Origin of the sequence: Kribbella antiqua (genome assembly GCF_004345665.1) — a bacterium.
Taxonomy (GTDB): Bacteria; Actinomycetota; Actinomycetes; order Propionibacteriales; family Kribbellaceae; genus Kribbella; species Kribbella antiqua.
Map to the genome: position 1 here is coordinate 340,531 of NZ_SLWR01000004.1, position 23,988 is coordinate 364,518.

At 68.6% G+C, this 23,988-nt stretch carries 26 protein-coding genes; 9 read left to right on the plus strand and 17 right to left on the minus strand.

The genetic code is table 11. From position 1 onward, the window contains the following. Positions 1-18 precede the first annotated feature (18 nt). Complete coding sequence (locus tag EV646_RS14215) at positions 19-555, minus strand: TetR/AcrR family transcriptional regulator (RefSeq protein WP_132148486.1); 537 nt, start codon at positions 553-555, stop codon at positions 19-21. Positions 556-643: 88 nt separating this feature from the next. On the opposite strand from EV646_RS14215, the gene EV646_RS14220 reads away from it, so the two are divergent. The 4 genes from EV646_RS14220 (at position 644) to EV646_RS14235 (ending at position 4,345) form a co-directional block, all read left to right on the plus strand. Next, positions 644-1,546 (plus strand): TIGR03564 family F420-dependent LLM class oxidoreductase, encoded by a 903-nt coding sequence (locus EV646_RS14220; RefSeq protein WP_132148488.1) that lies wholly within the window; start codon positions 644-646, stop codon positions 1,544-1,546. A gap of 117 nt (positions 1,547-1,663) precedes the next feature. After that, positions 1,664-2,635, plus strand: a complete 972-nt coding sequence (locus EV646_RS14225; RefSeq protein WP_132148490.1) for a methyltransferase — start codon at positions 1,664-1,666, stop codon at positions 2,633-2,635. Positions 2,636-2,686: 51 nt separating this feature from the next. Continuing rightward, entirely contained in the window at positions 2,687-3,499 is an 813-nt protein-coding gene (locus EV646_RS14230; RefSeq protein WP_132148492.1) for an alpha/beta fold hydrolase, read from the plus strand. A gap of 219 nt (positions 3,500-3,718) precedes the next feature. Continuing rightward, the gene (locus EV646_RS14235; protein WP_199236973.1) at positions 3,719-4,345 is read left to right on the plus strand and encodes a superoxide dismutase; all 627 of its coding nucleotides are present in this window, start codon (positions 3,719-3,721) and stop codon (positions 4,343-4,345) included. A 106-nt stretch (positions 4,346-4,451) separates the two neighbouring features. Here EV646_RS14235 and EV646_RS14240 read toward each other — a convergent pair whose 3' ends face one another. From EV646_RS14240 to EV646_RS14265, 6 genes are all read right to left on the minus strand, one after another. Continuing rightward, positions 4,452-5,246 (minus strand): alpha/beta fold hydrolase, encoded by a 795-nt coding sequence (locus tag EV646_RS14240; RefSeq protein WP_132148496.1) that lies wholly within the window; start codon positions 5,244-5,246, stop codon positions 4,452-4,454. After that, on the minus strand, positions 5,243-6,016 hold the full coding sequence (locus EV646_RS14245; RefSeq protein WP_132148498.1) for an alpha/beta fold hydrolase: 774 nt from the start codon (positions 6,014-6,016) through the stop codon (positions 5,243-5,245). The genes EV646_RS14240 and EV646_RS14245 overlap by 4 nt, the downstream gene beginning before the upstream one ends. A gap of 92 nt (positions 6,017-6,108) precedes the next feature. Then, complete coding sequence (locus EV646_RS14250; RefSeq protein ID WP_132148500.1) at positions 6,109-7,365, minus strand: RNA polymerase sigma factor; 1,257 nt, start codon at positions 7,363-7,365, stop codon at positions 6,109-6,111. Between the two features lie 171 nt (positions 7,366-7,536). Then, positions 7,537-7,917 (minus strand): YciI family protein, encoded by a 381-nt coding sequence (locus EV646_RS14255; RefSeq protein ID WP_241995941.1) that lies wholly within the window; start codon positions 7,915-7,917, stop codon positions 7,537-7,539. Positions 7,918-8,018: 101 nt separating this feature from the next. Then, on the minus strand, positions 8,019-9,554 hold the full coding sequence (locus tag EV646_RS14260; RefSeq protein ID WP_132148502.1) for an LCP family protein: 1,536 nt from the start codon (positions 9,552-9,554) through the stop codon (positions 8,019-8,021). Positions 9,555-9,641: 87 nt separating this feature from the next. Then, positions 9,642-10,316 (minus strand): SDR family NAD(P)-dependent oxidoreductase, encoded by a 675-nt coding sequence (locus tag EV646_RS14265; protein WP_132148504.1) that lies wholly within the window; start codon positions 10,314-10,316, stop codon positions 9,642-9,644. 57 nt (positions 10,317-10,373) lie between these two features. Here EV646_RS14265 and EV646_RS14270 point away from each other — a divergent pair, with 57 nt between their 5' ends. Then, complete coding sequence (locus tag EV646_RS14270) at positions 10,374-11,321, plus strand: NAD-dependent epimerase/dehydratase family protein (protein WP_132148506.1); 948 nt, start codon at positions 10,374-10,376, stop codon at positions 11,319-11,321. Here the strand turns inward: EV646_RS14270 and EV646_RS14275 are convergent. After that, the gene (locus EV646_RS14275) at positions 11,304-12,179 is read right to left on the minus strand and encodes a hypothetical protein (RefSeq protein ID WP_241995983.1); all 876 of its coding nucleotides are present in this window, start codon (positions 12,177-12,179) and stop codon (positions 11,304-11,306) included. The two genes, EV646_RS14270 and EV646_RS14275, sit on opposite strands and share 18 nt — an antisense overlap. A gap of 34 nt (positions 12,180-12,213) precedes the next feature. Beyond that, positions 12,214-13,128, minus strand: a complete 915-nt coding sequence (locus EV646_RS14280; protein ID WP_132148509.1) for a GntR family transcriptional regulator — start codon at positions 13,126-13,128, stop codon at positions 12,214-12,216. A gap of 111 nt (positions 13,129-13,239) precedes the next feature. On the opposite strand from EV646_RS14280, the gene EV646_RS14285 reads away from it, so the two are divergent. After that, positions 13,240-14,475, plus strand: coding sequence for an FAD-dependent monooxygenase (locus EV646_RS14285; RefSeq protein ID WP_132148511.1), 1,236 nt, complete (start codon positions 13,240-13,242; stop codon positions 14,473-14,475). Here the strand turns inward: EV646_RS14285 and EV646_RS14290 are convergent. Next, positions 14,425-15,015 (minus strand): TIGR03086 family metal-binding protein, encoded by a 591-nt coding sequence (locus EV646_RS14290; RefSeq protein ID WP_132148513.1) that lies wholly within the window; start codon positions 15,013-15,015, stop codon positions 14,425-14,427. The genes EV646_RS14285 and EV646_RS14290 overlap by 51 nt on opposite strands. Positions 15,016-15,185: 170 nt before the next feature. Between EV646_RS14290 and EV646_RS14295 the strand changes: the two genes are divergently transcribed. Further along, complete coding sequence (locus EV646_RS14295) at positions 15,186-15,770, plus strand: HhH-GPD-type base excision DNA repair protein (RefSeq protein ID WP_132148515.1); 585 nt, start codon at positions 15,186-15,188, stop codon at positions 15,768-15,770. Positions 15,771-15,808: 38 nt separating this feature from the next. Here EV646_RS14295 and EV646_RS14300 read toward each other — a convergent pair whose 3' ends face one another. The 3 genes from EV646_RS14300 to EV646_RS14310 form a co-directional block, all read right to left on the minus strand. Beyond that, positions 15,809-16,288, minus strand: a complete 480-nt coding sequence (locus EV646_RS14300; protein ID WP_132148517.1) for a VOC family protein — start codon at positions 16,286-16,288, stop codon at positions 15,809-15,811. A 75-nt stretch (positions 16,289-16,363) separates the two neighbouring features. Then, a complete protein-coding gene (locus EV646_RS14305; protein ID WP_132148519.1) occupies positions 16,364-18,385 on the minus strand; it encodes an NADPH-dependent 2,4-dienoyl-CoA reductase in 2,022 nt (673 codons plus the stop codon). Then, positions 18,382-18,924: a PadR family transcriptional regulator gene (locus EV646_RS14310; RefSeq protein ID WP_132148521.1), complete on the minus strand. Its 543-nt coding sequence runs from the start codon at positions 18,922-18,924 to the stop codon at positions 18,382-18,384. Before EV646_RS14310 ends, EV646_RS14305 begins: the two co-directional genes overlap by 4 nt. A gap of 132 nt (positions 18,925-19,056) precedes the next feature. On the opposite strand from EV646_RS14310, the gene EV646_RS14315 reads away from it, so the two are divergent. Both EV646_RS14315 and EV646_RS14320 read left to right on the plus strand, forming a co-directional pair. After that, a complete protein-coding gene (locus tag EV646_RS14315) occupies positions 19,057-19,542 on the plus strand; it encodes a cation:proton antiporter regulatory subunit (RefSeq protein WP_132148523.1) in 486 nt (161 codons plus the stop codon). Position 19,543: 1 nt separating this feature from the next. Continuing rightward, complete coding sequence (locus tag EV646_RS14320) at positions 19,544-20,803, plus strand: cation:proton antiporter (protein WP_132148525.1); 1,260 nt, start codon at positions 19,544-19,546, stop codon at positions 20,801-20,803. Between the two features lie 31 nt (positions 20,804-20,834). Here EV646_RS14320 and EV646_RS14325 read toward each other — a convergent pair whose 3' ends face one another. From EV646_RS14325 to EV646_RS14340, 4 genes are read right to left on the minus strand one after another with little or no spacing between them, the layout of a single operon-like run. Continuing rightward, on the minus strand, positions 20,835-21,401 hold the full coding sequence (locus tag EV646_RS14325) for a YdeI/OmpD-associated family protein (protein ID WP_132148527.1): 567 nt from the start codon (positions 21,399-21,401) through the stop codon (positions 20,835-20,837). A gap of 47 nt (positions 21,402-21,448) precedes the next feature. Then, entirely contained in the window at positions 21,449-21,931 is a 483-nt protein-coding gene (locus EV646_RS14330) for a methylated-DNA--[protein]-cysteine S-methyltransferase (protein ID WP_277875111.1), read from the minus strand. Continuing rightward, positions 21,928-22,482: a GNAT family N-acetyltransferase gene (locus EV646_RS14335; protein WP_132148529.1), complete on the minus strand. Its 555-nt coding sequence runs from the start codon at positions 22,480-22,482 to the stop codon at positions 21,928-21,930. Before EV646_RS14335 ends, EV646_RS14330 begins: the two co-directional genes overlap by 4 nt. Positions 22,483-22,484: 2 nt before the next feature. Beyond that, the gene (locus EV646_RS14340) at positions 22,485-23,981 is read right to left on the minus strand and encodes an AlkA N-terminal domain-containing protein (RefSeq protein ID WP_277875112.1); all 1,497 of its coding nucleotides are present in this window, start codon (positions 23,979-23,981) and stop codon (positions 22,485-22,487) included. Positions 23,982-23,988 lie beyond the last annotated feature (7 nt).

Sequence of the window (23,988 nt, forward strand, 5' to 3'; positions counted from 1 at the left end):
GGTTTCAGCAGACGAAGTCTATTCGTCCCGGCCAGGCGCGACGCCACGCAGTGTCAGGTCGAGCAGCCGGCCAGCCAGCGCGGAGTCCCGATCACTGGCGAGCGAGATGCCGTTGACGAGTTTGAGTAGGTCTTCGATCGCCACCTCGTCCGGTACGGCGCCATCCTGCTGAGCGCGGACGAGCAGGCTACGGCCAGCGTCGACGATCCGGGCATGACACTGCGAGCCACGCTCGGCACTCAGCTTCAGCGTAGACCCCAGGCCACGTATGCCGGTGCTGTGGTCAACCATGCTGTGGAGCCAGATCTTCAACGCCTGCAGGGGTTCTGGATGGTCCTCAAGCTCGTCGGCCTGCGTGCAGACGGTGTCGATACTGTTCTGGAAAACGGCTTCCAAGAGGGCCGGCCGGCCGCCGAAGTGGCGATGCAGCGTGGCCGATCCGACGCCGGCCCGCCGCGAGATCTCCTCGAGCGACGCGTCCGCACCCTGCTCGGCGACCACGTCGGCCGCGACGGCGACCAACCGGTCGTAGTTCCGCCGGGCATCCGCTCGCATCCGTACCTGCCTTGCTAACTGGGGTGGTCCCCCATATCGTAGCAACGGTTAACCGGGGGACCACCCCACTTACTTCAGGAGACAGTTGATGCGGATCGGAATGATGTTCGGGGATGTGCGCGGGAGCAGCCCCTTGCCGGTGATCGCCGGTCAGTTGCGGGCGGCCGCCGACGCCGGTTTCGCGAGCGCCTGGGTCTCGCAGGGTCTGGGCTGGGACGCCCTCACCACGCTGACCGCGCTGGGCGCGACGGCCCCCGGGATCGAGTTGGGCACCGCGGTGGTGCCATTTCCGCAGCGGCACCCGCTGGTGCTGGCCAGTCAGGCGCTCACCGTGCAGGCGGCGACCGGCAATCGTTTGACTCTCGGGATCGGCGCGGGGATCTCGCGGATGGTCGAGTCGATGTACGGTCTGCCGACCGATCGTCCGGCCCGTCGGCTGCGCGAGTACTTGCAGGTCCTCCGGCCGCTGCTCCGCGGGGAGCCGGTCGACCATCGCGGCGAGACGCTCACCGCAGCCGGCGCGATCGGCCTGCCCGGCGCAGAGGCTCCGCCGGTGCTGATCGCCGCGCTCGGGCCGGCCATGCTGCGGGTCGCCGGCGAGCTCGCGGACGGGACGATCACCTGGATGACGGGGCCGAAGACACTGGCCGAGCATGTCGTGCCGTCGATCACCAAGGCGGCCGCCGGCCGGCCCGCTCCACGCATCGTCGCCGGGCTCGCGGTGTGCGTGACGGCCGAGGAGGACGTCGTACGGTCGCGCTTTGCCACCGAGTTCGCGCTTGCCGGGCAGGTCGCCGAGTACCGGGCGATGCTCGATCGCGAAGGCGTCGCCGGGCCGGCCGACGTACTGATCGTCGGCGACGAGGGCACCGTGGCGAAGAGCATCGAACAGCTGCGGGACACGGGTATCACCGACCTCATACTGGCGCCGATCGGGGATGCGGCCGAGCAACAGCGCACCACTGGGTTCCTGTCTACAGTGGTGCGGTGACTTCGCCTTTACACGCGGCTGTCGTTCGCTGATCCAGTCGTCCCGCTCCCCGGGCGCCGTACCGGCCTCCGGGTGAGCCGTGCTGCCCACTTTCCACTCCCACGGCAGGGACGACTCATGCACCTCATCACGGTGGACGACACCATCTCCGCGGACCGGGCGCTGCGCCTGATCGACCGCGGATCCACACTTCTCTGGGAGGGTGATTTCCAGAACGCGAAACAGTTGCTGACCGCTCTGCGCCGGCGGTTGCCGGCCGCCCGCGGCGGCGGCTTTCGCGACCATCGACGGCACCAGGCGCTCCGGGCACGGGTACTCAATTCATTGCTAATAGCAACTTCCGACCACACGATCTCGTTGCGCCGAGCACCTGACGTCCGGCAGGCCTGCCTGGAGGCCTACGGCCGGCCTGACGGCGAACGGCTGATCCCGTTGCGCGAACTGCTCGGGGTGATCGGCGCGCATCAGCTACGCCACGAGGGAATCCACGTCGAGGCTCTCAACGCACGAATCCATCCGCACTACGGCGTCTTCGCCCCGACGAGATCGGAGTACGTCGACCTGGTCGCCGATCACCCGTTGCCGACGGCGACTGTTGCCTTCGACATCGGCACCGGGACCGGCGTACTCGCCGCAGTGCTCGCCCAGCGCGGCGTTCCGAAGGTCGTCGCCACGGACAACAGCGAGCGAGCGGTGGCCTGCGCCTCGGACAACGTACGGCGCCTGGGCCTGGACGTCGAGGTGGTCGAGACGGATCTGTTTCCACCCGGCCGGGCCGATCTGATCGTCTGCAATCCACCCTGGATCCCGGCCCGGCCGATATCCCTCCTCGATCACGCCGTGTACGACGAGGACAGCCGGATGCTGCACGGATTCCTCAACGGGGTCCGCGAGCACCTGAACCCGAGTGGCGAGGTCTGGGTGATCCTCTCCGACCTCGCCGAACATCTCGGCCTCCGGTCGCGCTCGGACTTGCTGACCGGGTTCCAGTACGCCGGGTTGCGGGTGGTCGGCCGGTTCAGCGCCGTACCCCGGCATCGGCGGGCGCGGGACGAAGAAGTGACGAGTCTGTGGCGGCTGTGTCCATGACGGCCTCGGCCGTTCGTAGCAGTGACATGGATATTGGCGAAGGAGAAGAGTATGAGCGGCACGTTGGTGGTTCCTGACGCAGAGTTGTACTACGAGGTCCGCGGCGCCGGACCGTTGGTGGTGCTGGTGGGTGCGCCGATGGATGCGGACTCGTTCGCACCGCTGGCCGAGCTGCTGGCGGGCGACCACACGGTGCTGACCACGGATCCGCGTGGGGTGAAACGCAGCCGGCTCCGTAGCGGCGGCACCTCCACGCCCGAGCAGCGCGCGGACGACCTCGCGCGGCTGATCGAGCATCTGAGCCTCGGGCCGGCGACCCTATTCGGGTCGAGTGGTGGAGCGGTCAGCGTGCTGGCGCTCGCGCAGGCGCATCCGGAGCTGGTGCACACGGCGATCGCCCACGAGCCGCCGCTGGACCGGCTGGTCGAGGATGCCGAGAAGCTGCTGGACGACTCCGAGCAGATGATGGCCGACTACCTGGCCGGCGACGTGATCGGCGCCTGGAAGCAGTTCTTCACGCTGGCGAACATCTGGCTGCCGGACGGAGCGGTCGAGGCGATGTTCGGCGGCGAGCGGGATCCACAGGCGGTCGCCGACGAGCGGTTCTGGTTCGAGCACGAGATGCGCGCGAGCATCCGCTGGCAGCCGGATCTCGACGTACTGCGCACTGGGCCGACCCGCGTCGTGGTCGGGATCGGCGAGGAGTCGGGCGGGCAGCTGTGTGAGCGGACTTCGATCGCGCTGGCTGCCGGGATCGGCGTCGTGCCGCCGCGGTTTCCGGGCGGTCACATCGGCTTCGTCGAGCAGCCGGAGACCTTCGCCGCAAGCCTGCGGGCGACTCTCACCGCCGTCGGGGCGATGTGAGGTGAGATGCGGGCGTGGCTCGGGCGGGCGAGTATGTGAAGCTGGGAGGGTCCGGTGTGGGCGCGTGTGAGCGGGACCGCATCGGGCACTGGTCGAAGGTGCCGACCGGCCGCCCCGCGTGGCGCCTTGACCTCAACCGTGGTTGAAGTTTCAAGCTGGTGCAGTTGAAACCAGGACATGGAGATATCGGCCCCCGCGGGCCCCGACGAAGGAGCAGAGTTGACCACGTACACGCTTCCCGACCTCCCCTACGACTACGGTGCACTGGCGCCGTCCATCGCCGGTGAGATCATGGAGCTGCACCACTCCAAGCACCACCAGACCTACGTCAACGGCCTGAACGACACCCTGGAGAAGCTGGCCGCGGCCCGCGAGAAGGCAGACTTCGGCGCCATCGTCGGGCTGGAGAAGTCGCTCGCCTTCAACCTCGGCGGGCACGTCAACCACTCGATCTTCTGGAAGAACCTGTCGCCGGAGGGTGGCGACAAGCCGGACGGCGAGCTGGGTGCCGCGGTGGACGAGTTCTTCGGCTCGTTCGACGGCTTCCAGGCCCACTTCACCGCGGCGGCGACCACGATCCAGGGGTCCGGCTGGGCGATTCTGGGCTGGGACGCGCTGGCCGGCAAGCTGCTCGTCCACCAGCTGTACGACCAGCAGGGCAACCTGCCGGCCGGGCAGATCCCGATCGTGATGCTGGACATGTGGGAGCACGCGTTCTACCTGCAGTACAAGAACGTGAAGCCGGACTACGTCAAGGCCTGGTGGAACGTGGTGAACTGGGCCGACGCGCAGGCCCGCTTCGACGCGGCCCGCGCCAACGCCGGCGGTCTCATCACCCTCGGCTGAGCACTCGACTGAGTCGGTGATACCAGCACCGGCGGTCAGGTAGCCGCCGGCCGCTGTCGTACGGCCCGAGGGGCGTCCAGACCTGGTCTGGACGCCCCTCGCGATGTCAGTGCAGGAAAGCGTTGATCACCGGAGCGATCGCGGACGCCTTGATCATGTGGTTCTGCCCCGGCACTTCCTGGTGCCCGGCGCCCGGCACCGCTTTCGCCAATGCCCGTACGGACGTCTTCATCCAGCCAGGGCTCTTGCCGCCGTTCACCGTCAGCACCGGCACCTCGACGGTTGCCCACTGAGCCGCGTCCAGCGGTTCCCCGAAGCAGTTCCCGCCGACGACCTTGGCGTCGTACGGCAGCGTGTGCGCGACCGCCTTCATCCCCTTCCAGCCCGGCATCAGCTTCATCATCCCGACCACGAAGCCGGGCAGCCCGATGCCCTTCGTCATGAAGTACTTGATCGCATCCCCCGGCTTCCCCGCGTCGATCAACGCCTGCATATCCGCGATCCAGGTCCGCGGGATCGGCTTGCGACTGGAGTCCACGACGTACGGCGGCTCGAACGCGACCAGCTTCGTGATCGGCAGCCCGGCGGCAACCGCCCGGAGCGCCAGCGCGGCCCCCGATGATGTGCCGTAGACGTACGCCGAACCTCCGGCCGCCTCGATCACCGCCGCCAGGTCCTCGATCTCCCGCTCCACGTCGTACTCCCCCGCGTCGCCGCTGTCCCCGCGGCCGCGGCGGTCGTAGTTGTAGACCGTGAAGCCCGCGGCAAGGATCTCGGCGAGCTCGGGCAGCGGCCCCTGGGCGCGACTGCACAACGCCCCGTCCACGAGAACCAGTGCCGGTCCGTCGCCGCGACGGTCGTACGTGATCGTCGTACCGTCCTTGGAGGTGACAGTGCTCATCCGAAGAACTCCTTGAGCGCGGGCGCAAGCGCCGCCGGGTCGACATTGTGCTGCTGGTCGGGGATCACCCGGTGGGTCGCGTTCGGCAGTGCGGCCAGGACGGCCTCGTTGCCGGCCTTCATCCAGTCCTCGGACGCGCCGCCGGTGAACACCCGGGTCGGCGCCGTGACCGCCGCCGCCTCGGCCGGGATCGAGTAGTCGCCCATGATCGTCGCGTCGTACGCGAGGGTGTGGGCAATCGCCTCCTGGGCCGGCCACCACGGCGACTCCTTCGCCATCGCGACGAACTCGGCCGGCATCCCGACCACTTCGGCCATGAAGTACTCCGCCGCCTTGTCCCGGCGGCCTTCCGCGACGAAGGCCCGGTAGATCGACGCGGTGTCCGCCGGCGGGCGCTCCCGGGTGCCTTCGAGGATGTACGGCGGCTCCCAGAGAGCCAGCTTCGTCACCGGCCGGCCCGCGGCGGTCGCAAGCAGGGCCAGTGCGGCGCCGGACGACGTACCATACAGGCAGGCGGGGCCGCCTGCGGCCGCGAAGATCGCGTCCAGGTCCTCGAACTCGCGCTCGATCGCGTACTCCGCGGCGTCGCCGGAGTCGCCGCGACCGCGGCGGTCGTAGTTGTAGACGGTGTAGTTCTGCGCCAGCAGCGTTGCCAGCGGGGCGTTCGACATCCGGTCCACCGAGCCGCCGCACACGAGGACCACCGCGGGTCCGCTGCCCATCCGGTCGTACGCGATGGCGGTGCCGTCCGCCGAGGTGACCTTTTCCATGGTGTTCCTCCTGGGTCAGTGGGCCACTCAGCTGGCCTCATCACCTGCGTCGAACGTGGGTGCCGCGGATCGACACGTCGTACCGGAAAAGTTCAGCAGGCGGCGGCGCGCTCGAGCAGCAAGGCGCGTTCGCGCTCGTTGCGGGTGAGGCCCGCGGCCCGCTCGAACTCGGCCCGCGCCTCGTCGAACCGGCCGAGCTTGAACAGCAGATCGCCACGGACGCTCGGCAACAGGTGGTAGTCCTTCAGCGACGGTTCATCGGCGAGCGCGTCCACGGCTGCCAGCCCACGCTCGGGGCCGAACGCCATCGAGATCGCGACCGCCTGATTGAGCTCGACCACCGGTGACGGCGTCACCTGCGCGAGTACGGCGTACAGGCCGGCGATGCGGGCCCAGTCAGTGTCCGCAGGGTCGGCGGCGCGGGCGTGGCAGGCGGCGATGGCGGCCTGGAGGAGATACGGGCCGGGCGGCTTGTCGAGGGCGAAGGCGCGGTCGAGGCCTTCGAGACCGCGGCGGATCAGCAGGCGGTCCCAGCGGCGTCGGTCCTGGTCGAGCAACAGGACGGGCTCGCCTTCGGGACCGATCCGGGCGTTCGCTCGGGACGACTGCAGCTCCATGAGCGCGAGCAGACCGTGGACTTCGGGCTCGCTGGGCATGAGTTCGGCCAGCAGACGCCCAAGGCGCATCGCCTCGTTGCACAGCGCCGGGCGCATCCAGTCGTCGCCGGCGGTCGCGGAGTAGCCCTCGTTGTAGATCAGGTAGACGACTTCGAGTACGGACGACAGCCGCGCGAACAACTCGTCGCCGGACGGCACCTCGAACTCGACGCCGGCCTTGGCCAGGTTGCGCTTGGCCCTGACGATCCGCTGCGCGATCGTCGCCTCCGGGGCCAGGAACGCACGGGCGATCTCGTCGGTCTTCAGGCCGCCGAGCAGGCGGAGCGTGAGGCTGACCCGCGCGTCGGTGGTCAGCACCGGGTGACACGCGGTGAAGACCAGCCGGAGCAGGTCGTCCTCGATGTGGTCCTCGAGAATCGCTTCCACGTCGTCCTCGACGCTGTCGCCGTCGATCTCCAGCTCGTGGCCCATCTCGGCGAGCTTGCGCTGGTACGTCTCCTTGCGCCGGATCAGGTCGATCGCGCGACGCTTGGCGATCGCCATCAGCCAGGCGCCGGGATTGTTCGGTACGCCGGACTCCGGCCACTGCTCCAGCGCCGCCACCAGCGCGTCCTGCGCCAGTTCCTCGGCCAGCCCGACATCCCGCACGATCCGGGCGACGCCCGCGATGATCCGCGCCGACTCGATCCGCCAAACCGCGTCGACCGCCCCGCCCGCGTCAGTAACCGTCACCCGCCGATAGAACAACAACCCCAGCCCAACGGCAACCCACCACCCGAACCCACACCCCCCAACTTCAAGCGGCAACCCTCCAGCTCAGGGGATGCCCCCGGAGCTGGAGGGTTGCCTGCTCGGAAACTCAGGGGGCAACCCTCCGGTTGAGGGGGCAACCCATCGGAGGGGTCAGTTGGTGTAGAGGTCCGAGCTCGGGTCGAAGTCGGCTTCCTCGACCACTCGGCGTACTTCCACCTCGTTGCCAAGGGCCTCGGCCAGACGGGCGGTCCATTCGACGGCCTCGTCGCGAGTGCGGACGTCGATGACGATCACGCCGCCGATCAGTTCCTTGGTCTCGGCGAACGGGCCGTCGGTGACCGTGCGCTTCCCGTCCACGACCTTCACCCGGGCGCCGAGCGAGCTGCGGTGCACCCCCTCGGCGAACAGCAGGACGCCGGCCTTCGACAGGTCCTCGACCACCTGCCCGACCGCTTCGGCCACCTCCGGCGCAGGGAACTTCCCGGCCTCACTGTCCGCGTCCGCCTTGTTGATGATCATGTATCGCGTCACAGCTGGTCTCCTCGTCGTGTCGGTCGATCACTTACTCTCACGTCGAGCGGTCCACCACCAGATCGACACACGCCGTCAGATCAACTTCGCGGGCCCCTGAATCAGTTGGGCTGGTCGCCCTCGGGGTGGTAGGCGCAGGTGTCGGCGAGGTTCTGGGTGGGGGCGGATGGGGTCTTCGTCGCCGTCGGCTTGCGGGTCGGGCTCGGGGACTTGGACGGCGTACTCGCGGACTTGGACGGCGTACTCGCGACCGGAGCCGGCTCGGCCAGGGCCTTCTGGACGGTCTCGCGGAGGCCTTCGTAATCCGGGTGGAGGTATTTCAGCCGGAGCTTGGAGACGTCCAGGTTGACGTTGGACACCGTGCCCGACTTGACCTTCAAAGCCAGCTGGACCAGCGCCGGCAGCAGTTCCTGCGGGATGTCGGTGCGAAGCGTTTTCTGTCCGGCCTTGGCGATCGCCTGGTACTTCGTCACCAGCGTGCGCGGATCGGCGGCATCGACGATCGCCTTGATCGCGCAGCGCTGCCGGATCTGCCGCTGGTCGTCGTTGGCGCCGTACCGGCCACGGGCGAACCAGAGCGCTTTCGGGCCACTGAGGTGCTGGTTCGGGCCCGGCTCGATCCAGGCCGGCGGCGGGATGTTGGCACTGCTGACGCCGCCCATCGCGACCCGCTCGTTGACGTTGACGGTGATCCCGCCGAGCGCGTCGACCAGTTCGGCGAAGCCCTTCAGGTTGACCTGCAGGTAGTAGTCGAGCTTCAGCCCGGTTGCCTCGCCGACCGACTGCTTGAGTACGTCGGCGCCCTCGTTGTCGGACGGGCCGAGAATGCCGGGGTGCTTATCCGGGATGTTCTGGTACATCGCGGTCAGCATCCACTCCAGCCGGCCCTCCAGGCTGAGCCCTTCCTTGCCGAAGCCGTTGGGATAGAACTTGTGCAGCGGCGAGTCTTTCGGGAACGGCATGAACGTCAGCTGCCGCGGCATCGAGATCAACGCGGTGTTGCCGGTCTTGGTGTCGATACTCGCCACGATCACCGTGTCGGTGCGAACCCCCGGGCGACCTGGTTCGTCGTCACCGCCGAGGAGCAGCAGGTTCAGCCGCGGCTTGTCCTCCCACGGATCCTTCTCGTTGACGACCGACGGCCGGGTCGCGCTCTTGCTCTCGCCCTGCGCCGCGAACACGTCCTGCACTAGGTCGCGCTGCGCCAGCACATTCTGTACGCCGATAGTCGCCGGAGCCGCGATCGCGAAGCACAGCAGGCCGACCAGCAGTGCACCGACCGCCCGGCCGCCCGGACCGGCCGTTGCCGGACGCAACGAGCGGTGCGAGGCGATGATCACCAGGATCCACATCAACGCGACCACGCCGATCAGCACGGAGGTCGCCAGCAACCGGCTGGGTACGACGGTTGCCGCGAGTACCTCGTCGCGCCGGGTCAGACCGACGTACAGACCGAGCCCGACCAGACCGAGGGTGACGGCCAGGATGAACGTGCCGAGCTTGCGGCGGCCGCCGGCGATGAATCCGGTGCCCGGGAGCAGGACGCCGAGAAGCGTCAGCCCGAGCAGTGCGGGGACTGTTCGCCGTCTATTGGAGGGCGCGTCTGACTTCCCCGTGTCGCTCGAGCGTGTCCCCATGGCTCCCCTGTCGCCGGCCCCAGAACCAGTGTGCGTCAAGTACCCGCACCTGTACCTCCTCAGACGTGTTACAGGGTCGATCGGTTGTCACACGGGCAGATGACCGCCCGCGAAGCCGGGGGTTTCGACCAGGGTGCGGACGACGGTCGCGATCCGGGCCGGCGGAGTCCACTTGCTGGTGTCGGCGTTCGGCATCGCGGCGCGGTTGGCCGGGGTGTCGATGGTGCCGGGCACGATGGTGTTCACCCGGATGCCGTCCCGCGCGTACTCCGCGTGCAGGGCGTCCGCGAACGCGATCACGCCCGCCTTCGCGGTGATGTACCCGGCGGCTCCGGAGAACGGCCGAACCGCGGCGCCGCTCGACGTACAAACGATTGCTCCACGACCCGCCGCGAGCAGATGCGGGAGCACGCCTTGAGTGATCAGGTACGTCGGTCGGAGGTTCAACCGGAGCTGGCTCTCGAAATCCTCGATCGGCGTCTCGTGGACGCGAGACCCTGAGGCGAACCCGCCGACAAGGTTGACCAGGGCGGTCAGTGGTGCGTTCTCGTCCGCAGCCGCGAGTGCGACGACGTCCGCCGTACCGGCCGGGTCATAGGGATCGGCGATCACCGGGTTGAGCGCCGGATGCGAGCCGAGGCGGCCCAGCGACTCCTCGGTCCGTCCCGGTACGACGACCCGCCACCCGGCCTGCAGGAACTCCGCCGTCACCGCCGCCCCCAGCACACCGGTGCCCCCGGCAACCACAACCGTCTCAGTCATACCCGGCACCCTAATCCGGTCGACCGTGGACCATGCCCCGGGTTAGCGTCGGCGGTTGTGCGGATTCTGATGCTGGGTGGAAACGGTTTCGTCGGGCAAGCGATCGTGGCGGACGCGCTGGAGCATGGGCATGAGGTGACCTCGTTCAGCCGCGGCAAGAGCGGTCCCGGTCTTCCCGAGGCGGTGACGCAATTGGTCGGTGATCGGGAAAACGGTAACTACGACGCGCTGCGGACCGGCGAGTGGGACACAGTCGTCGACCTGAGCGCGTTCCAGACTCGTCAGGTCGATCAGGCGATGGACGTCCTTGGTGATCGGATCGGCCGGTACGTGTTCATCTCGAGCCACGCGGTCTACGCGCGCGAGCTGCCGCCGGGGACCGACGAAACCGCTCCACGCCGTGCGCCGATGCGCGCGGCCGACGTGCTGACAAACGAAACCTACGGTCCCTGCAAGGTCGCCTGCGAAGACGACGTGCTGGAGCGGTACGGCGATCGCGCGACGATCGTGCGCCCGGGGAAGGTGACCGGTCCGGGCGACTCGTCAGCAACCGTTGTCTATTGGGTACGGCGAGGTGCGCGCGGCGGCCGGGTGGCGTTGCCGACGACACCCGAGCAGCCGTTGCAGTTCATCGACAGCCGGGATCTGGGGCGACTCGTCGTACAGCTGATCGAGGACGAGCGCGCGGGTGCGTTCAACGCGGTCGGTCCCTTCACCACGATCGGCGAGTTCATCCAGCTCGCGGCCGAGCTGGCTGGCACCACTGTCGAGTTGGTGCAGGTCCCGGCAGACTCGGCACCGGCGCGGTTCCCCTTGATGGAGCCGGAGACCGAATGGAACTCCCGGCGGCGTGATCCGTCGAAGGCGCGCTCGGCGGGGATGCCGGTGACGCCGGTGCGCAAGACGATCGCCGACGTACTCGCGTGGGACCGCGACCGCGGCGAGCCGGCACTCGGAGTCGGCCTGTCGGCGGAAGAGGAAGCGGCGCTACTCGGGCAAGGCTAGGGTTCGGCCGGCGTCGCGGGCGGCGTTGATGCTGCGGGTCAGGGTGTCGCGGAGGGCGGTCGCTTCTTCAGCGAAGCCTTGTACGACGGTTGTGTCGCCGGCTGGTTCGGTCCGGGCGAGGAGCTCGATGTAGCGGTCGCCGTCCTCGAGGGCTGCTTCGGCGCGGAGGGCGGCATCGGCCGAGCGGACGCGGTCGGCGTACTGGTCGAGGAGGTCGACCTTGCGCTTGATGGCCTGGACCGAGAGGGCGAGGGCGCGACGCTGCGGGCCGAGGACCGCTTCCAACTCGGCGGTCTTCATGCCCTTCGCCACCTCGCGCTGACGAGCTCGCAGTACGGACTGCTCGTGCAGCACCTGGCCGATGTCCCAGAGCTGTTCGGGCAGGACCAGGTCGTTCTTCACCTCGTCGAGCAGGCCACGCTGGGTGACTGTTGCCTCAAGCACCGTTTTCACCGCGCGCTGGGCCCGGCCCAGCAACCGTCCGGCCTCGTCGTCGAAATCCTCCGGGAGCAGGTACTTCCCGTGCTCCAGCCGGACCGCCTTGTGGCCGCGGTCCTCGACCACGGACTTCACCAGTACGCCGCCGGTGGCGACGAACGCGACGCCGGCCAGGGCGACGGCGGTCCAGCCCGCGACCTCGGCCGGGAGGGTCGCCGCCATGATGATCAGCGCGAGGATCCAGCCGCCGACGCAGACCGCGAGCCAGACCAGCAGCGTGCCGAAGGTGTTCCCGGGCGCGACCGACCAGGACGTCTGCCGCTTCGGCCGCGGCTGCCCCGCCGGTACGAACAACTCGGGCCGGCGCTCGTACAACCGCCGTACGCCGTCGGGCACGTCAGGCGCGAACACCGGCTCCATCGGCACCTCCGCAGCATGTCGAACCTGTCGGCACTCAGCGTAGCCGGGACAGTTTCATTTCCAGACCGTCGAGGACGAGTTCGAGACCGAACTCGAACAGTTGGTCCAGGTCGTAGTCGAACTCGAAGCCGTCCTGCTCGAACAGCGCGCGGAAACCGGTCAGGTTCTCCAGGCTGATCATCGTGGTGAGCTGGTTGTTGTACTGGTCGGCCCATTCGTCGGCAGTCAGGCCGGTGTCCTGCTCGGCCTGCACCTCGGACTCCATCGCCAGCGCGAGACCGCGGATGTTGGCGAAGAGGCTGATCGCGGTGTACATCAAGGCGCTCTTGTCGAGCTTGAAGGGGGCTAGAGCGCGGAGCACGGCGTCGGTGTGTGGGAGCAGGTTCGGCAGCAGCTGTGGCCGGCTGAGGCTGATCGCACTCGCCAGCCACAGATGCCGCCGGTACGCCACCCACTGCCGCCGAGCCACCGCTTCGATCGCATCCCGCCAGTTCGCCGGTTGCGTCGCCGGCGGCGCAAACTCCCCGATCGCCGTATCAACCATCTTCAACACCAGCGCGTCCTTGCCACCCACATGCCGATAGAGCGCCATGGTCGCCACGCCGAGCTCGCCCGCAATCCGCCGCATGGACAAGGCCTGCAGTCCTTCGGCATCGGCGATGTCGATCGCTCTCCGCACCACCTCATCCCGGCTGAGTTCCGGCGGCGCGACCCTGGACGGCCGGGCGGACGCGCGAGGCGCTCCAACGACCGTGCCGACTCCGGGCCGCGCCTCGACCAGGTCCAGTTGCTGAAGCACCTGAAGCGCTTTCGTGGCCGTCGCCATCGCGACTCCGAACTCCCGCACGAGCGCCCGGGTGGACGGCACCCGGTCGCCCGGAGCCAGTTCGCCCGCTTCGATCCGCCGCCGGAGCTCGCCCGCGATCAGCCGGTACGGCGCTTCACCCATCGATCCTCCTGTACTAGTGCGCTTCAGGCCTCCGCCTAGACACGTAACCCAGTGCACTGGACGGTGTACGTGTACAGCGTACGTGTACTACCTCAGGGAGAGGAAGACACCATGACGAAGACTGTTCTCATCTCGGGCGGCGGGATCGCGGGACCGGCGCTGGCCTACTGGCTGCGGCGGCACGGGTTCACGCCGACGATCGTCGAGATCGCGCCGGCGCCCCGGCCCGGTGGGCAGACCATCGACATCCGCGGCATCTCGAAGGTGGTGGTCGAGCGGATGGGTCTGATGCCGGCGATCAAGGAGGCGCAGCTGCACGAGCGCGGCCTCGAGTACGTCCGCGCCAACGGCCGCCGTGCCGCCGCGATGCCGGTCGAACTCTTGGACGGCGCCGGCGCGGTCGCCGAGATCGAGATCCTCCGCGGCGACCTCGCCAGCATCCTCCAGCAGGCGACCACCGGCGTCGCATACCTGTACGGCGACTCGATCTCTGCGCTGGACCAAGACGCACAGGGCGTGCTCGTCACCTTCACCAGCGGACTGCAGCGACGGTTCGACCTGGTGGTCGGGGCCGACGGGGTGCACTCCAAGACTCGCCGGCTTGCTTTTGGCCCGGAGGAGCAGTTCGTGCAGCACCTCGGCGGCTACACGTCGTACTTCACGGTCGAGACGCCGGAGCCGCTCGATCACTGGATGCGGATCCACTCGGCGCGCGGTGGGCGTTGGGTCGGGCTGCGGCCGGACCACGACCCGCGGTACGCCAAGGCGCTGCTCAGCTTCCGCGCTCCCCTGCTCAGCTACGACCGCCGTGACGTCGAGGCGCAGAAGGCCTTGCTGACCGAGCGGTTCACCGGCCTCGGCTGGCACACCGACCACATCCTTGCCGGCATGCGCGCCGCGAACGATTTCTACTTCGACACCATCAGCCGCGTCGTGGTCCCGGAGTGGTCCCGCGGCCGAGTCGTGCTCGTCGGCGATGCCGGGTACTGCGGTTCGCCGCTGGCTGGGCACGGGACGGCGCTCTCACTGGTCGGTGCGTACGTCCTCGCCGGTGAGCTGGCTGCCGCCGAAGGTGATCACGTTCGCGCGTTCCCGTCGTACCAGAAGATCATGCAGGCGTACGTCGAGCAGCGGATGGAACTGCCGCCGGGCGGGATCAAGATGGCGATGCCGATGACATCGCTCGGCATCCGGCTGCGCGACACCTCGACCCGGCTGATGACGTCGCGTCCGTTCGCCGGTCTCCTCGCGAAGCTGGCGGTCGGGCAGCCGGACAAGATCGAGCTGAAGGACTACTCAGTCAAGCGGGGAGACCCAGTCGGGGTTGCGGCCGAGGAGGCCGAGTAGCTGGTCGAACTTGGAGGCGTCGCCGGGGACCTTGACGCTGCGTTCGAACGCGGCGCCGGGGCCCCGGATGGAGTCGGTGTCCGGGATCCGGCGGGCCAGGTCGAGCGCCCTCTCGACCATGTCCTGCGGCGGGTCGAAAGGTACGTCGATCGCCCGGGCGACGTCCCACGCGTGCACAACGCAGAAGAGCTGGTGGAAGGTCAGCGCGATGCGGCGCGGGTACGAGCCGAACTCGCGGATCTCCACCAGCCGGTCCAGCGCGCCGCCGTCGGCGAACGCGTCCGCAACCTGCACGTTGGACCGCCGGTAGGCGCCGGCCGGATTGTCCCCGAGCCGGCCGCTGTTCCAGGCCCGGCCCGGCGCCGAGCCGTTGAGCGCGGCCTGCGCGAACCCCTCGTTCGCGCCGACGATGTGGCGGAGCAGCCCACGAACTGTCCAGTCCGGGCAGGGGGTCGGGAACCACAGGTGCTCGGGCCGCACCTGCATCACAACCTCTCCCAGCACCGCGCCGGCCCGCCGATCCAGATCCCGGATATCCATCCGCGCTCCTCCCGTTGTGGCCTCGCGCCCCGTGATTGGCAGCCGCGAGCAATCCTCGGCGGGAGACCTTGGCCACCCTCGCCGAGCATAGGCCCGGTAGACCGGTTTCGGCAGAGACCTGCGCTGAGCACAAGGGACAACTCGCGCAGCGGCCAGGTAGCCTGAGCGGCATGGCTGGGACGCTCTACATCACCGGTGACAAGGCCGCGGACGGTCTGCTGAACAAGGACGGGACCGCGTTGCTGATCGGCATGCTGCTGGATCAGCAGGTGCCGATGGAGTGGGCCTTCAGCGGGCCGGCCAAGCTGAAAGAGCGCCTCGGGCACGTCGACGCGCGCAAGATCGCGGCGATGGACGAGGCGGACTTCGTTGCGGTGTGCGCGGAGAAGCCGTCGATCCACCGGTTCCCCGGCTCGATGGGCAAGCGGATCCACCAGCTCTGCACAGTCCTCACCGACGAGTACGGCGGTAAGGCGTCGAACATCTGGAAGGACCTCGCCACCGGCGCCGAGCTCTACCGGCGGCTGCACGCACTTCCCGGGTACGGCGAGGAGAAGTCGCACATCTTCGTCGCCATCCTGGCCAAGACCCAAGGCGTCGCGCCGGAGGGCTGGCGCGAGGCGGCCGGCAAGTTCGGCGACGACGTACCGCGCTCGGTCGCCGACATCAGCGACCCGGAGTCACTCGCCAAGGTGCGCGAGTGGAAGAAGGCCCAGAAGGCCGCCAAGCGCAACAAACAAGATCAGCCAATCTGACTCCTCGCCAGAGTAATCAGCCGATCCGAGCTCCCGCTTCAGTCCAGCTGCAGGCGCGGAGTCGAGTAGAAGGTCGGCGCTCTGTCGGGGCCGAACTCGACCCCGCTGAACGGCGCATGCTCACCGAACGGCGACAGGATCCGGATCACCGTGCCGTCGGGATCGGGTACGTCGAGTTGCACACCCCCGCCCGGCCCGCGGTCGAACAACGGGTCATGCTCCACACCGAGCTCATCGAAGCGCTCGACCAGCTCCTTCAGTACGTCGACCGACGGTACGCCGAGGCTGACGACGTCGAAGCCGGCCAGCGACGGTTCGCCGGACACGGTGTCGAGCCGTCGCAAGCCGATCAGAAACCGCTCGGCGTCATCGGTGAGGACCGCGCCGGTGACGCCGCTGGGATCGGCGAACTCCCAGGCCAGCCGCAGCCCGAACACCCGGCGGTACCAGTTGACGCTGCGCTGGAGATCGGTCACCGGGATCTTCACCTGCAAGATCCGCTCGAAGCCCAGGTCCATCGCGATTCCCCCTCGAAGTCGGCCTCCCCCGAGGATGACGGCCACTGGCCCGCGGTGCCAACCCCGTTGTGGAGGTCAGATGGTGAGGGCGAGGCGGGTGGCCTGGTCGATGGCTCGTTTGGCGTCGAGCTCGGCGGCCACGTCGGCGCCGCCGATCAGGTGGACCGGACGGTTCGTCGCGCGGAGGTCCTCGGCGAGGTCGCGGACCGGTTCCTGACCGGCACAGACGACGACGTTGTCGACGGCAAGCACCCGAGGGCGCTCCCGCTTCGGCCCGAACGTCAAGTGGAGACCCTCGTCGTCGATCCGCTCATAGTTGACGCCACGAAGTTGCTCCACCTGCTTGTTCTTCAGTGCAGCGCGATGCACCCATCCGGTCGTCTTGCCGAGTCCGGCACCGATCTTCCCGGCCTTGCGCTGCAGCAGGTAGACCTGCCGGGGTGACGCCTCGGGCCGCGGTACGCCGAGAGCGCCCGGCGCGACCGTCGGGTCGGCAACTCCCCACTCGGCCTTCCACGCCTCGAGGTCCAGCGCCGGCGACGACTCGGTAGTCAGGAACTCGCTGACATCGACGCCGATCCCACCCGCTCCGATGACAGCGACAGTGGCCCCCACGGGCCTCCCGTTCCGTACGACGTCGACGTACGAGAGGACCTTCGGATGGTCGATGCCGGGGATGGCCGGGACGCGGGGGACGACGCCGGTGGCGAGGATGATCTCGTCGAAGCCGGCCAGGTCGTCGACCGTGGCGCGGCGGCCGAGGTGGAGCTTGACGCCGGTGAGGTCGAGGCGGCGCCGGTAGTACCGGATCGTCTCGGCGAACTCCTCCTTGCCGGGGATCCGCCGCGCGATCCCGAACTGCCCGCCGATCTCACTGTCGGCCTCGAACAGCTCCACCCGATGCCCGCGCTCCGCCGCCGTCACGGCTGCCGCCAAGCCGGCCGGTCCCGCGCCGACGACCGCGATGTTCTTGGTACGACGAGTCGGCAGCAACTGGAGCTCCGTCTCGCGGGCCGCCCTCGGGTTGACCATGCAGCTCGCCTTCCGCTTGGCGAACACATGATCCAGGCACGCCTGGTTGCAGGCGATGCAGACGTTGATCTCGTCGGCCCGGTCCGTGGTTGCCTTCAGCACCCACTCGGGATCGGCCAGGAACGGGCGGGCCATGCTGACCAGGTCGGCGTCGCCGCGGGCCAGCACTTCCTCGGCGACCTGCGGGAGGTTGATCCGGTTCGAGGTCACCACCGGGATGCCGACGTGCGGCTTGAAGGCTGCGGTCACCGACGTGAAGGCCGCGCGCGGTACCGACGTGACGATGGTCGGAACGCGGGCTTCATGCCAGCCGATCCCGGTGTTGATGATCGATGCTCCGGCCGCCTCGATCTCCTTGCCCAGTGCAACGACTTCGTCCCAGCTCTGGCCGCCCTCGACCAGGTCCGCCATCGACAGCCGGTAGATGATCAGGAAATCGTTGCCTACGCGTTCGCGGGTCCGCCGGACGATCTCGACCGCCAGGCGGCGGCGGTTCTCCGGGCTGCCGCCCCAGCGGTCGGTGCGTTTGTTGGTTCGTTCGGCCAGGAACTGGTTGATGAAGTAGCCCTCGGACCCCATGATCTCGACGCCGTCGTACCCGGCCTCCCGCGCGAGCGCCGCGCAGTCGACGTACGCCGTGATCTGCCGGCGCACGCCGCGATCGGAGAGGGCACGTGGCCTGAATGGGTTGATGGGTGCCTTCAGAGCAGAAGCCGAGACGCTGAACGGGTGATACGAGTAGCGGCCGGCGTGCAGGATCTGCAGGGCGATTCGGCCGCCCTCGGCGTGCACGGCGTCGGTGACGATCCGGTGTCTGGCCGCTTGGCGGCCGCTGGTGAGCTTGGAGCCGAAGGGCGTCAGCCAGCCAGTCCGGTTCGGCGCGTAGCCACCGGTCACCATCAGGCCGACGCCGCCACGGGCCCGCTCGGCGAAGTACGCCGCCAGCTTCGGCAAGTCCTTCGCGCGATCCTCGAGACCGGTGTGCATCGACCCCATGATCACTCGGTTCGGCAACACGACGTGTCCGAGGTCCAGGGGCTCAAGGAGGTTTGGATACCCGGTCATCCGTTGTCCTTTCGGAGCGCCTCGATCACTTCGTCGCACCAGTCCACGAACGATTCCTCCGCGCGGATTCCACCGCGCAGGACGAGGTACTGATGCAGGTCCCGACCATTGAGCTTGGCCGGTTTCGGGAAGTCCCGCTGCTGGATCCCGCGATACACCTCGAGCCGGGTCGCGTGCTCGGCCCGATGCCGCTCAACCTCTTTCAGGACAACGGAGGGATCACCGAGCGACGCACCACGCAGCTTCACCCCGAGACCATCCCGCAGTACGGCGGGATCCTCCGGTTCGGCCAGCCACCGGGACAGCTCCGCCCGGCCGGCCGCGGACACCCGGTACACCTTCTTGTCCGGACGGCCCTCCTGCGCGACGTCGGTGTGCTTGACCCAGCCGGCCTCGTCCATCCGGCGCAGTACCCGGTAGATCTGCTGATGCGTGGCCGGCCAGAAGTATCCGATCGACCGGTCGAACCGGCGGGCCAGCTCGTAACCGGACCCGGCCCGCTCGGTCAGCGACACCAGAATCGCGTGCTCGAGAGCCATACCCGGCAGGCTACCTATGCAACTCGTTGCACTGCACCCGATTGCAGTCGAGATCACAGTCCTTGTCCGGACAAGGTGCACTATGGGTTTGGGAGAATGGTTGCAGACGCCAGCTATTGCGATCGGAGCATCATGGACCAGCAGGCCCACCCGACCAAGACGACGTTGCCCGGGATCGGTACCCGGTACGACCTGATCACCGAGGGCGGTAAGCACGTCTCGGTGGTGGTGCACAACGACGGCCGGCGGTTCCTGGGCTTTCACGATCCGGAGGACGACGACAGCTGCCGGGACACGGTCCCGCTGGATCCCGCCGAAGCCGCCGCCCTGGCGCAGTTGCTGATTCCTGCCCCGATCGATCCCGTGCGGGGTGAGATCGAGATCGACCTGGTGACCGAACACATCCCGGTCACCGCGCGATCGCCGTACTCGGGCCGGACGTTGGGTGACACCCAGGCGCGCAGCCGGACCGGCGCGTCGATCGTCGCCGTCCTCCGGCGGACGGGTGCGACGCCGTCGCCGGCCCCGGACTTCCGGTTCGCGACCGGCGACACGCTCGTCGTCGTCGGGACCCGCGAGGGCGTCGACGCCGTCTACGACCTGATCGCAGGCGGGTGACATGGACGAGCACACCACCGCCCTGTTGATCGAACTGGGCTCGGTCATCCTTGCCCTCGGCATCCTTGGGCGGATCGCCAGCCGGTTCGGGTTCTCGCCGATTCCGTTGTATCTGCTGGCCGGGCTCGCGTTCGGGCACGGCGGGTTGTTGCCGTTGGCAGCGAGTGAGGAGTTCGTTGCCACCGGCGCCGAGATCGGTGTGATCCTGCTGCTCTTGCTGCTCGGGTTGGAGTACACCGCGTCGGATCTTGTCGGCACGTTGAAGACGCAGTACGTGTCGGGTGCGGTCGACTTTCTGCTGAACGCATTGCCTGGTGCGGCGGTCGCCTTGCTGCTCGGCTGGGGGCCGGTCGCCGCGGTCGCGTTGGGCGGTGTCACCTGGATCTCGTCGTCCGGAGTGATCGCAAAGGTGGTCGGCGATCTCGGTCGGCTGGGTAATCGGGAAACGCCTGTGGTGCTGGGCATTCTCGTGCTCGAGGACCTGTCGATGGCGGTCTACCTGCCGATCCTGACCGCGCTGCTGGCGGGTGTCGGGCTCGCGGGTGGAAGCGTTACTTTGCTGATCTCGCTCGGCACGGTGAGCGTCGTACTGTTCGTTGCCCTGCGCTACGGAAGGGTGATCAGCCGGGCGGTGTCGTCGGACAACCCGGAGATGTTGCTGCTCGTCGTACTCGGGCTGACGCTGCTGGTCGCAGGTCTGGCCGCGCAGTTGCAGGTGTCGGCGGCGGTCGGGGCGTTCCTGGTGGGGATCGCGTTGTCGGGTGAGGTCGCGCATGGTGCGCGGAACTTGCTCAGCCCGTTGCGGGATCTGTTCGCCGCGGTGTTCTTCGTGTTCTTCGGGCTGAGCACCGATCCGGCGAAGATCCCGCCGGTACTGGCGATCGCGCTCGGGCTCGCGGTGCTGACCTCGCTGACGAAGATCGCCACCGGCTGGTACGCCGCTCGCCGGGCCGGCGTGCACTCGGCCGGTCGCTGGCGGGCCGGCGGGACGCTGGTCGCCCGCGGCGAGTTCTCCATCGTCATCGCCGGCCTCGCCGTCGGCGTCGAACCAAAACTCGGCCCTCTCGCCACGGCCTACGTCCTGATCCTCGTCATCCTCGGCCCCATCGCCGCCCGCTACACAGAACCCGTCGCTCGCCGCCTCACCACCCGCGGGAAGCCGCCCACCGCACCGGCCCACCCGGCCGAAGCACCCGACCAGCCGGCCGACACGCGATCCGCCACCGACCGCGTCGACGACCCCGCGACCTCCCCCACCTGAAGACCTCGGCGGGCGCCGTCAGCATTCGGCGTCAGCGGACGCGGACGTTGGTGGCCGCTTGGCTGACCGTTTGGTCGATGCGGCGGGCTCGGGTTTCTGGGCGTTTGGCGAGGGTGATCCATTCGAGGATGGTGCGGCGGGCGGATGGCGGGAAGGTCTGAAAGTGTTTGTCTGCTGGGGGATTCGCGGCGAGGGCGGCCCGGAGATCGGCGGGGACGATCAGGTTCTGGGCGTCGGCGAGGAGGTCCCAGGTGCCGGTGCGCTTGGCGTGGTCGATGAGCTCCTGACCGGCCGCGGTCATCAGGCCCGCGGCGGTCAGGTGCTCGACGCGTTCGCGGTTGACCTTGCTCCAGGTGCTGCGCGGGTTCCGCGGGGTGAAGCACTGGTACGTCGTCCGGTCGTCGCGCTTGACCGTCTTGCTGTCGATCCACCCGAAGCACAACGCGTGCTCGACCGCGCTCGCGAGCACCAGACCCGCATCGTCGCGATGAACGATCAGCCAGACCGACCGCTCCGTGCGCCCATTCGCCGCCAGCCATGCGCGCCACTCGTCCACGGTCGAACAGGCCAGCGCGTCGTCATCCGTCAATGTGCTCATACCGAAGAGCATGCGCCCGATAAGTGCTCACCGAATGAGCACTTTTGTCAGAACAGTACGTTCCCCCGCTCGTGATCCAGGAGCGCCTGCTTTCGTTCGAGGCCGCCGCCGTACCCGGTCAAGCTGCCGGTGGAGCCGACCACCCGGTGGCACGGGACGATGATGCTGATCGGGTTCTTCCCGTTGGCGAGCCCGACTGCCCGCGATGCGCCCGGGACGAGGCCGAGCGTCTGGGCGAGTTCGCCGTACGTCGTCGTGTCGCCGTACGGGATGTCCCGCAGAGCCGTCCAGACGCGCTGCTGGAATGGCGTGCCGGCGAAGTGGATCGGTACGTCGAAAGTGGTCCGGCCGTGCTCGAAGTATTCGGTCAGCTGATCGGCCACCGCGGGCAGCACGGAATCGTCGCGCGAGCCGAAGGTCTCCATCGGCGGACGGTGCCGGTGCTGCTCCATGTAGACCCCGGCGAGCTCATTGCCAGCAGCAACCAGTGTCAGCGGGCCGATCGGGCTGTCCATCACGGCGTACGTCACAACGTTGCCTCCCACTGGGCGCGGTTGATCCGGTAGAGGACGTGACGCTGCAGACGATGGCCGTCTTCCAGGCGCGGGTGGTCGAAGTCGCCGGGCTCGTCGTGCGTCATGCCGATCCGCTGCATCACCCGCTGGGACGGCACGTTCGGCACAGCGGTGAAGGAGACGATCTCGTCCAGCCCGGCCGGGCCGAAGCCGTGCGCCAGCGCGGCCCGCGCCGCCTCGCTCGCATAACCGTTGCCCCAGGCCTCTTTCGCCAGCCGCCAGCCGATCTCGACCGCGGGCATGAAGTGCGCCTCGAAACTCGGCACCGACAGTCCGGTGAAGCCGATGAACCGGCCGGTCTCGCGCACTTCGAGAGCCCACAGACCCCAGCCGCGTTCGTCGATCGCGGCGATGTTCCGATCGATCAGGGCGTCGCTCACTTCCCGGGACTGGAGCGACGGGAAGTGCTCCATCACCGCCGGATCGGCGTTCAGCGCGGCGAACGGCTCACGGTCGGACTCGCGCCACTGGCGCATCAGCAGACGGTCGGTGGTCAGCTCGGTCATGCTCACTCCGCAGGAATCTTGTTGATCGCGTGGTCACCGGTAGCCCACAGGTACTGCACCGCGTACGCACGCCAAGGCCGCCACGCACGCGCGTGGGCGATCAAGGGTTTAGGGGCTTCGGGCAAGCCTAGATCACGCGCCGCGTACCGGATACCCAAATCACTGGCCACGAAGGCGTCCGGGTCACCCAGCGCCCGCATCGCGATCGACTCCACCGTCCACGGCCCGATCCCCGGCAACGCCGACAACTGCTCGCGTGCCTTGTCCCAGTCACTGCCCGCGCCGAGGTCGATCTCCCCCGCGGCGAGCGTCGCGATGAGCGTGGTGAGCGTCGTACGACGAGTCTTCGGAAACGCGAGCGATTCCGGATCGAGCTCGGCCAGCGACTGCATCGTCGGGAACAAATGCGTCAGCCCGCCGGCCGGATCCTCGATCGCCTCACCGTGCTGCAGCACCAGCCGATGCGCGTGCGTCCGCGCGGCAGCCGTCGACACCTGCTGCCCCAGCACAGCCCGTACGGCGAACTCGGCGCCGTCGACCGTATGCGGGACCCGACGGCCGGGCGCCTTCTCGATCAGTGGCGCGAGCACCGGATCGGTGCCGAGCAGGTCGTCGACCGCGACCGGATCGGCGTCGAGGTCGAGCATCCGGCGGCAGCGGCTGATCGCGATCGCGAGGTCGCGCTGGTCGGCCAAGGAGAGCTGACAGGCGATGTGATCGGGCATCGGCTTCAGCGCGACCACGCCGTGGCCGTGCGGGAGCCGGAGGGTCCGGCGGTAGTGACCGTCGCGCCACTCCTCGACGCCGGGCACGCCGGTCGCGATCAGATGACCGAAGAGGTTGTCCGGATTCAGCGGCGCACGGAACGGCAGTCGCAGCGAGATCGTGCCGGGTGCGCTCGACGCCGTACCACGCTTGGCGCGCTGACGGAGCTCGGTCGGCGAGAGGGCGAAGACCTCCTGCACGGTCTCGTTGAACGTACGCACGCTGGAAAACCCGGCCGCGAAGGCAACGTCGGCCATCTGCAGTTCGCTGGTCTCGATCAGCAGACGGGCCGTCTGGGCGCGTTGTGCACGAGCGAGCGCGAGCGGCCCGGCGCCGAGCTCAGCCTGGAGTTGGCGCTGAACCTGGCGAACGCTGTAGCCGAGCTGGCCGGCCAGGCCTGGTACGCCGTCTCGGTCGACGACGCCGTCCGCGATCAGGCGCATCGCGCGGGCGACGAGGTCGGCGCGATGGTTCCACTCCGGCGACCCCGGGCTCGCGTCCGGGCGGCAACGCTTGCAGGCGCGGAAGCCGGCCTGCTGGGCGGCGGCCGCACTCGGGTAGAAGCGCATGTTCTCGACCTTCGGCGGCGCCACCGGGCAGCTCGGCCGGCAGTAGATCTTCGTCGTCAGCACGGCGGTGAAGAACCACCCGTCGAACCGGGCGTCCTTCGACTGGACCGCCCGTACACACCGCTCCACGCATTCGTACACGTCCACCAGCATCCCTGCCGCCACCGACAGT